Source organism: Leptospira bandrabouensis (genome assembly GCF_004770905.1).
Taxonomy (GTDB): Bacteria; Spirochaetota; Leptospiria; order Leptospirales; family Leptospiraceae; genus Leptospira_A; species Leptospira_A bandrabouensis.
In genome coordinates this window covers 255,339-266,133 of sequence record NZ_RQHT01000010.1, presented here as the reverse complement: position 1 = coordinate 266,133, position 10,795 = coordinate 255,339, and the positions used below count along the sequence as shown (strand labels likewise).

The window sequence follows — 10,795 nt, the reverse complement described above, 5'->3', positions numbered from 1 at the left end:
TTGCAGCTCTCCTTGCCATTACACTCGATCCTGCTTTTCGAATGTTATTTACTAGGATGGATCCGTTTACTAAGTTCACTCCGATTATAAATTCCATTCTAACCCATATTTTTGTTGGTAAATATTATTCAGAAGACAACCATCCCATTAGTAAAAGGTTATATTCTTTTTATGAACCGATTGTCAAAAAAGTATTAATCCATCCAAAGTTAACTATAACATTCGCGATTGGACTTTTTGTATTAACAATTCCCATTTATTTTAAACTAGGAACTGAATTTTTGCCTCCACTCAATGAAGGATCTATTCTTTATATGCCCACTACCTTACCCGGAATTAGCATTGGTGAGGCGGAACGAGTGCTAAAGCTCATGGACCAAAGGTTGTCTAGTTTTCCTGAAGTAAAATCAGTTTATGGCAAAGCCGGAAGGGCTGAAACTTCTACGGATCCATCTCCTATTTCTATGTTCGAAATAGTCATTACTTTGAAACCGGAAAAAGAATGGAGGCCCGGCATTTCCAAAGAAGGCCTTGTCAGAGAGATGAACGAGAAGCTTACGATTCCTGGTTTTTCTAATGCCTGGACACAACCGATTCGTGCGCGTATCGATATGTTATCAACGGGGATTCGGACACCAATTGGAATTAAAGTATTAGGTGAAAACTTGGAAGAAATTCAAGAAGTGGGAATCCATATTGAGAACGTGCTAAAAAACAGAGAGGGCGTTCGTTCTATATTTGCGGAAAGAACTTCGGGGGGATATTATATTGATATAAAAATAAAACGTGAGTTAGCTGCAAAATATGGGCTTACTGTCGAAGGAATTCAAAAAACAATTCTTTCTGCTTTGGGAGGGGAAACCATTTCCACCACGATTGAAAAAAGAGAAAGGTATTCAATTCAAATTCGTTATCCAAGAGAGTATAGAGATAGTTTGGAAATGATTTCTAAGGTTTTGATTCCTATACAGAAAGGGGCACACATACCTTTAAGTTATCTTGCATCCATTGAATACAATATTGGGCCAACGATGATCCGAGATGAAAATGGATTTTTAACCGGGTATGTTTATTTGGATACCACGGAGAGTGACTTACTCGGTTTTGTCGACCGAATGAAAACGATTGTAACATCGGAAATTGATTTGCCTAAAGGTGTTTTTTTGGAATGGAGTGGGCAATATGAAAATATCATTCGAGTTCGAAACCGGATGTTCATTGTGGTTCCCATCACTTTGGTTTTGATTTTCTTTTTACTTTATATGAATACTAAATCGATAACAAAAACAGCAATCGTTTTGACTGCGGTTCCTTTCTCCATGATTGGTGCATTCTGGCTTCTATTTGTTTTGGATTATCAGATTTCGGTAGCAGTTTGGGTGGGGATTGTCGCATTACTCGGACTAGATGCTGAAACGGGTGTGTTTATGTTAATGTATTTGGATCTTTCCTATGAAAAACATAAAAATTCTAATCGTCTAAAAACAATTGGCGATTTGAAATTAGCCATTATCGAAGGTGCGGTTCACAGAGTTCGTCCCAAAATGATGACTGTCCTTTCTGGATTTATAGGATTGTTGCCAATCATGTGGGCCACTGGTTCTGGATCGGATTTGATGAAAAGAATAGCAACTCCAATGGTCGGAGGGCTTGCAACAAGTTTTGTCTTAGAGCTTATTGTTTATCCTGCGATTTATTTCCTTTGGAAAAGGGGAGAGCTAGATAGAGAAAATCGTGTAATGTTAAGTTAAAAGATAATTATAATGAAGGCGAATAGCTGATCTTTATGATCAGCTATTTTCCACTTTTTTCTGAAACTTAAGAATATTGTCCCGGATCTCTTCTTCTTTTTTATGGAGTTCTTTTAGAAACTCGGTATCCAAAATCATTTCTGGTTTTTTGATAAACTTACTTTCGTCGTAGTTGTCAATTTCGTATAACAGATCTTCGATGTTCGATTCTACTTTGACCAAACTTTGGATAGATTCCACTACCTTTTTATTTACAAATAGGATTTCTTTGAATCGTAAAATATAATGTTGGAATCTATTTTCGCGGATCATGGCTTGGCGTTGCATTTCTTTTACGATCTCGCGTTCTTTGAGAACTTCTTTTTTCTCAACAAGGATCTGGTTTTTGAAAATACGGATTAGATTTTCTGTTTCTAGTTTATAATTTTCAAAACTGCTGTTATGGTTGTTTTGTAGGTCATCCAATTGTTTTCGGAATTCTATTTCTCGCAAACGGTCCTGTTCTTTGCGTAACTTATCGGATGCCTGTAACGCGTTTTTGACCCGTGTTTCGATGACAGCATCTAACATGGCTTTGTGCAGTTTATCCAATCGTAAGGACACTGCCATTGCATATAAAATGCGTTTCATAAAAACTCCTTTATTATTAGTTTAGACGAATAATAAAGAGAGAAAGGTCATCGTGAGGTTCTGCTTCTCCCACAAATTCACTTACTTTTTGTAAAATAGCTTGTCTAATGACTTCTGGAGGATCGTTGATATGAGATAAAATTACCGATTCGAGTCTTTCTTCTGAAAAAAGTTCCTCTTTCATATTCATGGCTTCTGTAACACCGTCAGTGTATAAAACCAAAAGATCACCCGGTAAATAACTCACTGTGTGTTCTGAAAAATCGCATTTCCCAATTCCCATCGGTTGGCCTTTGCCAGAAAGATGTTGGATTTTATGATGTTTTTTGCGATAAATGATTTGTAAGTTATGACCTGCAGAAGAATAAGTTAATTCTTTTTTTGTCATATTGATTCTCACTAGCATCGCAGTGACAAACATAAGAAATCCCGATTTGTCTTGTAAGATTTGGTTTGCATTGAAGAGCGCTTCACTTGTCGAAGTGGTTTTTGCAACCTCTTGTTGTAAAACCGTTTTAGAAAATTCCATAAAAAGAGCCGCAGGAGTTCCTTTCCCCGAAACGTCCGCGATAATCACAGACACTTCATCTTTACCGTGTACTACCATATCATAGAAGTCCCCACCAATTTCACGGGAGGCTTGGTAGTAGGTATCAAATTCTAATAGGGAGTACTGTTTCGGGATGATAGGGAGTGAATGTTTTTGAATCATCGCAGCAACTTGCATATCGCGATCTATGTTTTTCAATCGTTCACTTTGTATCTTTACTTGTAAGGCTGTATAAGCTTCACCTACTTGGTTTGTAAGAGTTCTTAAAATACGAATGTCCATCTCATCAAACCTTGTTCGAGATGTTTTGTCGGACACTAAAAGGGAACCAAGCCATTCTTTGTTTTTTAGAATGGGGAAGATGATCATACTATGTTGGAATAATCCTTTGTGTGTGAGTTGCATTCCTTGCGGAGAATTTGCCGTAATGATTTTATACCCTTTGAACATCCAATCGGCTTTGTCAGCAAATAATAAAGTTTCTACATCTTCATCATGGATTTGGTCAGAAAATCCTTTGGATTTTGTTCTTGGCAGGCCTTTTTTTTCAATCTTTTCAAAGTGAAGGGAAACTCTATCTACTTGTAAAACTTCGGAAATGGTTTTTACAGCAAGGTCCATAAATTCGTCGGAACTTTGGATATTGGCAAGTGCTTGTGAGATTTGGAATAAACCATTGAGTTCGTTGGCTCTTAAATTAAGGCTATCGATCAGAAGGCGATTTTTGACGGCAATGGCTGCTAAGTTAGAAAGATATTTTAAAATTTTAATATCGGTATGATTAAAATCACGATTGTCGAGAGAGTTGACTGCTTCCAGTACACCTTGTACTTCTCCTTGAGCAACCATAGGTACACAAAGTAAGTTCCTCGTGACATAGCCCACTTTTTGGTCAATGGCCTTAAAAATCCTTGGATCGTTTGCGGCATCGTTTACAATTTCTGGTTTGAGAGTTTCGAGCACCATACCTGCAATCCCTTTTCCCCTAGGAACTGTTAGGTGTGCAAGTGATTCCTCTTTTAATCCACTGGTGGTATTAAAAACTAACTGATCATTTTCTTTATCATACAGAAGTAGGGAAGAACCTTCCGTTTGAAGAACATCCCGAGTGATTCCCATGATTTCGCTAAGTAGTGTGTCCAAATCTTCATGAGAGTTGATACGGCTTGTAATGTCTGAAATCAGACCTAATGTCAGTAGTTTTGTAGGCATCCGAATCTATCCTTGTTCGATCAAACTTCCAATCCCTTGGTTGGTCAAAATTTCAATTAAGACCGAATGGGCAACACGTCCGTCAATGATGTGCGCTCTTTTGACTCCAGAGTCAATCGCACGCAAACAACACTCTACTTTTGGTATCATGCCACCAGAGATCTGTCCACTTTTTATATGTCCTTGTATATCAGCTTTTTTGAGACCGGTTACCAATTGGCCATCAATAAGGATGCCGGGTGTGTCAGTGAGTAAAATGAGTTTGTCTGCATGAAGTGCTTCTGCTATAGCCCCAGCCATTGTATCTGCATTGATGTTTAATGTTTGTCCCTCTTTTGACATGGCAACAGGTGAGATAATAGGTATAAAACCTTCTCGTTGTAAGGTGAGTAAAATATTGGAATCAACTTCAGTCACTTCACCCACAAGGCCCAAATCTACTTTTTGTACCTTCCCATCTTCTGCTTCCACTTCCATCAGATATTTTTCAGCGATAGCAAGCCCCCCATCTTTTCCAGAGAGACCCACTGGTTTTCCACCTTTTTCTTGGATGAGAGAAACAATTTGTTTGTTTACTTTTCCTGTAAGAACCATCTCCACCACTTCCATAGTGGCTTCGTCAGTCACCCGATGTCCACGAATGAACTGTGTATTGAGATTGAGAGATTTGATTAGGGCATTAATTTCTGGTCCACCACCGTGAACCACAACTGGATTGATTCCTAAATATTTTAGAAGTACAATATCTTCAGCAAAAGATGCTTTTAATTCTTCTTCCACCATCGCCGCCCCGCCGTATTTGATGACAATGGTTTTTCCAGAATATTTGATCAAATAGGGAAGTGCTTCCAAGATATGATTGATTTTTTCAGAATGGTGGTTCATAAAAGTCCTCATTTATGATAATGAAATTTAAAGCCGCCGCAGTGCAAGTCACAAGTACAGCAAGAGTCTCAAATAACCTAACTAAGTGTAGGCAACTTGTAGAGGAGGCGGCAAGTGCTGGTGCCAAGGTCATTGGTCTTCCCGAAAATTTTTCCTTTATGGGAAGTGAAGCTGAGAAAAAAAATCTTCTGGGGCAAATCGAAGAAGAAACAAATGTTTTTTTACAAGAAACAGCCAAAGACCTGGGGATCTATCTTCTAGGAGGAGGTTTTCCTACCCAAGCACCAACAGGAAAGGTCTACAATACCGCTAGTATGAGAGACCCTGAAGGAAAAGAAGTGTTTCGGTATCATAAAGCTCATTTATTCAACGCTGTGGTAGGTGATGGATTTAATTATAGCGAATCCAATTCTACGGAAAGTGGGGGAAAGGTTCCCGATGTCATCCAAACAGAATACGGAAAAATTTCTTCCGCCATTTGTTATGACCTTCGTTTTCCAGAACTTTTTCGTGCTCTCTCCGAAAAAGGAGTCGAACTTTGTTTTTTACCCGCAGCCTTTACCGTTCCCACAGGGGAGGCACATTGGCATGTACTCCTACGGGCTCGTGCCATTGAAAATTTTATGTATGTCATAGCACCGGGACAGACGGGAGTCCACGATCCACATGGGAACCGAAAAACCTTTGGCCATTCTCTCATCATTTCGCCTTGGGGGGAAATTTTAGATGAGATTCACAATACAGAAGGTTTTGCGATTGCAGAAATCGACTTACAAAAGTTAAGCGAAATTAGAAATCAACTTCCCAGTTTGAACCACCGTTTATTTTAGAAAAAGGATTTCTTTGTGGAAGAGACCTTTTTCATAAGAATAAAATCTTTCATAACTTTTTCCGCTGCCTGTTGTTTTTCCATGTGTACAAAATGTCCGCATTCAGAAAACAACACTGCTTTGACATGAGGTGTGGTTCTTTCCAGTTCCATTACATCTTTTCCTGGAATGATCGGATCCTCTTCTCCTCGCATAATGAGTGTAGGAACTTGATTTCCAAAGACTAGGGGACGAATATCGGTTCTATCTAACATTTCTAGGATCATTAGGATTTGTCTTGGATTCAAACATTCAAATTGTGGATTGTAATCTTTTAAAAATTGTTTGATGTCTTCGCGGGCATGGAAGGCTCTCGAATCATACACTCCATAGGAAAATCCGATTTGTAAGGCTTTGGGAAGGGCCTTTCCAATTTTGAATCCAAAGTCAAAAAAAGTACCCAAGTTGGCGCGGAGTCCCATCACACCAATTTTTAAAATTCCAGGTACGGGTCCGTGGACATAGGGAGCAATGGAAATCACTTGTTTGATTTTTTGTGGGAAAAGGGAAGCGATGGCAAGGACTGCCATCCCACCTGTCGAATGACCAACTAATGTGATGTCTTTTTCTCCAGCCGAAGCCCAAATTCCTTGTGCCTGTGTTTCTAAAAAGTCTTGGAGGGTTAAACCTTTTTTTTGATCAATAATTTCTGCAGGATAATGACCAACTAAGTCTAGTTCAATGACATCTCCGAACTGGCGAAAAAAAGGTATGTTAAGACCCCAATACCCAGCAGCAGAACACCAACCACCAATAAGGACAATGGTTTCTTTGGCCTTCGGATTGAGTGATTTATGTTTCACGTAGGTTAATCTATGATTTTTCCAATTATAAATTTGTCTCTCTGACATAAAATCCTCTAGTCTTCAATAATACGGGGAAACGATCCCAAAATTCTTGTTACCACTTCGTAGTTAATGGTCCCAGTCCAAGCGGCATGATCATCTGCGGAAATGAATTCATTTCCTGACTTACCCAAAATGACAACATCATCACCTAGTTTTGCATCAGGGATATGTGTGATATCAAGCATTGTCATATTCATACAAATCCGACCTAAAATTTTGGCTCGTTCCCCACGAATGAGCATATAACCATGATTCGAAAGTTTCCGATCCAGTCCCTCATAGTATCCGACGGGAACCACTGCCAATTTTGTATCATGTGTGGTTTTATAAGTAGATCCGTAGCCAATAAATGTACCTTGGCTTAGATTTTGAATATGTTGGATTTGGGTTCTCCAACTGAGAGCTGGTTTTAACATCCCCACATCTTTTTTCATAAGAGAAAGGGACAGTTTTGTTTCAAGACTTGGCCAAAGTCCATAGAGAGAAATTCCCACACGAACCAAATCCATCCTTGCTTCTGAAAATAACATAGCAGATGCAGACGAGGCGCAATGGCAAATAAGATCGATAAACCCGTGTTTAGCGAATGTGTCGATCGTATCTTGAAACTTACTCAGTTGTAACATGGAATAACTATGTTCTGTAAAATCTTCTGTGCTGGCAAAGTGGGTGGCGATTCCCGAAAGAGGGAGTTTTTTTTCGAAAATTTCTTTGGCAAGAGCATCCGCATCGCTTGCGGGAATTCCAAGCCTAGACATCCCTGTGTCCACTTTCAGATGGATTTTGGGTGTAGGGGAAAGTTTGGAGAGAATTTCCATTTCTACCACCCGAGAGACCATAACCCAAAAATTTTCATCTGCCAATGATTCCTTTCTTTCTTTCAGATCAGGAATGCTCCCCATAATCAAAACTGTGGCTTTTGGAAAAACGCGCCGAATGGAAAGGGCTTCTTCTAAGGAATTGACTCCCAAATAATCGGCACCTGCATCCAGAGCGATGGAGGCTGTTGCAAGAAGGCCGTGCCCATAAGCATTTGATTTGATAATGGCAGTAAACTTGGTTTTGGGTCCAATCAGCTTTCGAAAGAGGGCAATATTGTGGCTAAACGCCGACCGAGAGAGATAAATCCGAGAAGAGAGCACGGTCCCATTTTTTTTTACTTTTCTCTTCTGTCGCTTCAGATATTTCTATTTTTGCATGTCTCTGAATCCATCCGAACTTCCATCGTTTCCTACCTTTTCCCAATGGAAAGGGATCTCCCAGTATTTTCCCGTACAAAATGATTCCGTTTGGTTGAATTATTGTGGGACCACCCCTGTTTCTACTTATGCCATCGATATGATGAATCTCTACTTTCAGGAATATGCAAGGTATGGGATTTTTGCCCCCAGTTTTGCAGAACCTGTGATTAAGTCCAAAATCAAAGGTTATATTTCAGAAATTCTAAATTGTGATCCATCGGAAATTGGGATTGTGCATAACACAAGTGAGGGGATGAATCTTTATTCTCATAGCATTCAAATCCCCAAGGGAAAACGAATCCTTGTTTTGGAAAATGAATACCCTAGTAATGTATATCCTTGGGAACATTGGAAAGATAAGGGAGTTGGTTTAGATTTTATCCCAGTGGGAAAAACCCCCGATGAATTTTTAACAAATCTCAAAACCGAATTAGGTAAAGGGGATGTATACATTCTTAGCCTATCGCCTGTTCATTGGTGTACGGGAGTGGTTTTTGATATGGAAGCCGTTTCCAAACTTTGTGAAACAAGCTCCACCAAACTCGTGATTGACGGAAGCCAAGCGGTAGGTCATATCCCTCTCGATTTTGGGAAATTGAAAGTGGCATTTTGTGCTTTTGCCGCCTGGAAGTGGTTACTTGGACCATTGGGTTTGGGAGTTGTGTATTTATCTAAAGAAGAATCCAAAGGATTCAAACTCATCTTTAAAGGCCAGGCCAGTGTCGTCAACGATTCCAACTATTTCCCTTATCGGGACGAATGGAAACCTGCTGCCGACCAATTTGAACAAAGTACTATCAATTTCAATGATTGGATTTATTTTTATGCCTCTCTAAAGATGTTATCAACTCTTGGGTTTTCTCGGGTTAGGGAACGGATTTATGAAGTGGCAGGAATGTTTAAGGAAGCAATTCATGATCTCGGATTTACTTTAGAATCAGATGCATTTCCCCAAATAAAAACAGGGATCCTTGCCATCACAGGCCATAAAGATCCGTCCAAATTCCAACCGGAAGCCATCCAGGCTTTTTTAAAACAAAGAAAAATCACAACAGCGGTGCGACTGGGCCGGTTACGAATGGCTCCTCATATAGCCATTGAAGAAGAACATGTGGCCCGGGTGAAAAAGGCGTTAACCGAATACTTAAACCAAAGTTAGGCGGACTTTATTTCTTAAATTTAACTATGTTTACTCAAATTTCGAAACTCCTTGTCAATGCCTTTCCCCTTGTGCTTCTTTTGATTTCGGGGATTGGTTTTGTATTTCCTGAAAAAATCATTTGGTTCCAAGGTCCTTGGATTACGTATAGTCTCGGTGCCATTATGCTTGGGATGGGACTCACTCTGGAAGCAGAAGATTTTATTCGTATTTTAAAACAACCAAAACCAATTCTTATTGGAACTGTATTACAATATACGATTATGCCCATCCTTGGATATTCCCTCGGATATTTGTTCCAACTACCGCAAGCCTTTGCTGTGGGACTTATCCTTGTCTCTTGTTGTCCCGGAGGAACGGCCTCTAATGTAATCACATTTTTATCCAAAGCAGATGTGCCTTTAAGTGTTACCTTAACTTCTGTTTCCACTATCCTTGGAATTTTAATGACTCCCTTTCTTGTTGCGATTCTTATTGGCAGTCGATTGGAGATTGACCGGTTGGGACTTGTGTTTACAACCTTCCAAGTGATTTTAGTTCCCGTTGCTTTAGGATTATTCTTAAAATCCCTTTTCCCCAAACTTACCAGAGAAGTTCAGGATTTTTTTCCCGTACTTTCTGTACTCTTGATTGCAATGATCGTGGCTTCGATTATTGCCAGTGGGAAAGAAACCATTTTAAATTCTGACTTTCGAATCTTTTTTGCAGTGATCCTTTTGCATTTAGGTGGGTTTGGGTTTGGTGGAATTTTTAGTTGGTATTTGACAAAGAATGCAAAAACGTCCAAAACCATCTCCATCGAAGTAGGGATGCAAAATTCGGGGCTTGGGGCCGTGCTCGCCAGGACCCATTTTCTCGACCCGAACACCGCCATTCCTAGTGCTTTATCGAGTTTGACCCATTCGCTTCTGGGAAGTCTATTTGCTACCTATTTCAGAAAGGAACAGAAAAAACCCTCTATTGTCGATTGACTATATATGGGGTCGGTACGTCATGGCATAAATTATGAGAGAAATCATAAAACTAACCTGTGTCCCATGTGCGATACCTGGGCGGTCAAATTACTTCCAGACTAAAAACAAGAAGACTAAGTCGGAAAAACTTGTGACTAAAAAATATTGCAAATTTTGCAAATCACATACGGATCACAAGGAAACCAAAGTCTAAGGGATAAGATGCCTAAACCAGCTGCAAAATCTTCATCGTCAGAGAAGGGAGTGGACAAAAAGTTCATTGAAGAGGTGCGAGAGCTCCTCCAAGAGAAAAAAGAGTCCCTCTTAATCAAACTCAATCAGTGGGAAGACACCAGTTCTCCTTCTGGATTGAAAGAGATGGGTGATATTGCCGATATCGCATCCGAACTCAATTCAGAGGCCTTAACTTCTGTTTTGACTGAAAACGAAATTGAAACTCTACGTGAGATCGAACTTGCGTTAGAAAAGATTGAAAACGGAACCTACGGGATTTGCGAAGGAACGAAGAAAAAAATTCCACTCGCAAGGCTCAAAGCCATCCCGTGGACAAGATTTACTGTGGAATTTGCGGAACAAATGGCGAAGAGCCGTAACCGTGCTGGTGGATACCGTATGGATTCTTTATCTGCATACCCAGTTACTGGAATGGATGTGGATTCTCTGGACTAAGAGAGTC

Annotated in this window: 11 protein-coding genes; 6 read left to right on the top strand and 5 right to left on the bottom strand. The window is 39.8% G+C overall.

Annotated features, from left to right (window positions below; all coding sequences use genetic code 11):
- Positions 1 to 1,751: efflux RND transporter permease subunit (locus EHR07_RS03400; RefSeq protein WP_135743777.1), on the top strand; the 1,751-nt coding region annotated here is incomplete at its 5' end.
- A 39-nt stretch (positions 1,752 to 1,790) separates the two neighbouring features.
- Here the strand turns inward: EHR07_RS03400 and EHR07_RS03395 are convergent.
- The 3 genes from EHR07_RS03395 to argB are packed head-to-tail and all read right to left on the bottom strand — an operon-like array spanning position 1,791 to position 5,028.
- Complete coding sequence (locus EHR07_RS03395; RefSeq protein ID WP_135743776.1) at positions 1,791 to 2,381, bottom strand: hypothetical protein; 591 nt, start codon at positions 2,379 to 2,381, stop codon at positions 1,791 to 1,793.
- A 16-nt stretch (positions 2,382 to 2,397) separates the two neighbouring features.
- Positions 2,398 to 4,143 carry a SpoIIE family protein phosphatase gene (locus tag EHR07_RS03390; protein WP_135743775.1) on the bottom strand — a complete coding sequence of 582 codons (1,746 nt, stop codon included), beginning with the start codon at positions 4,141 to 4,143 and terminating at the stop codon, positions 2,398 to 2,400.
- A gap of 6 nt (positions 4,144 to 4,149) precedes the next feature.
- Positions 4,150 to 5,028 (bottom strand): acetylglutamate kinase, encoded by an 879-nt coding sequence (argB, locus tag EHR07_RS03385; RefSeq protein WP_135743774.1) that lies wholly within the window; start codon positions 5,026 to 5,028, stop codon positions 4,150 to 4,152.
- 20 nt (positions 5,029 to 5,048) lie between these two features.
- Between argB and EHR07_RS03380 the strand changes: the two genes are divergently transcribed.
- Positions 5,049 to 5,858 carry a carbon-nitrogen hydrolase family protein gene (locus EHR07_RS03380; RefSeq protein WP_135743773.1) on the top strand — a complete coding sequence of 270 codons (810 nt, stop codon included), beginning with the start codon at positions 5,049 to 5,051 and terminating at the stop codon, positions 5,856 to 5,858.
- Here the strand turns inward: EHR07_RS03380 and EHR07_RS03375 are convergent.
- Both EHR07_RS03375 and alr read right to left on the bottom strand, forming a co-directional pair.
- Complete coding sequence (locus EHR07_RS03375; protein ID WP_135743772.1) at positions 5,855 to 6,748, bottom strand: alpha/beta fold hydrolase; 894 nt, start codon at positions 6,746 to 6,748, stop codon at positions 5,855 to 5,857. The genes EHR07_RS03380 and EHR07_RS03375 overlap by 4 nt on opposite strands.
- Before the next feature lie 8 nt (positions 6,749 to 6,756).
- A complete protein-coding gene (gene alr, locus EHR07_RS03370; protein WP_135743771.1) occupies positions 6,757 to 7,887 on the bottom strand; it encodes an alanine racemase in 1,131 nt (376 codons plus the stop codon).
- 55 nt (positions 7,888 to 7,942) lie between these two features.
- On the opposite strand from alr, the gene EHR07_RS03365 reads away from it, so the two are divergent.
- Genes EHR07_RS03365 through EHR07_RS03350 form a run of 4 tightly spaced genes read left to right on the top strand, consistent with a single transcriptional unit; the run spans position 7,943 to position 10,788 of the window.
- Complete coding sequence (locus tag EHR07_RS03365) at positions 7,943 to 9,145, top strand: aminotransferase class V-fold PLP-dependent enzyme (RefSeq protein ID WP_135743770.1); 1,203 nt, start codon at positions 7,943 to 7,945, stop codon at positions 9,143 to 9,145.
- Positions 9,146 to 9,171: 26 nt separating this feature from the next.
- A complete protein-coding gene (locus EHR07_RS03360) occupies positions 9,172 to 10,116 on the top strand; it encodes a bile acid:sodium symporter family protein (RefSeq protein ID WP_135743769.1) in 945 nt (314 codons plus the stop codon).
- 34 nt (positions 10,117 to 10,150) lie between these two features.
- Positions 10,151 to 10,312: a 50S ribosomal protein L33 gene (rpmG, locus tag EHR07_RS03355; protein ID WP_081581570.1), complete on the top strand. Its 162-nt coding sequence runs from the start codon at positions 10,151 to 10,153 to the stop codon at positions 10,310 to 10,312.
- A gap of 8 nt (positions 10,313 to 10,320) precedes the next feature.
- Entirely contained in the window at positions 10,321 to 10,788 is a 468-nt protein-coding gene (locus EHR07_RS03350; protein ID WP_135568457.1) for a TraR/DksA family transcriptional regulator, read from the top strand.
- Positions 10,789 to 10,795: the final 7 nt, after the last annotated feature.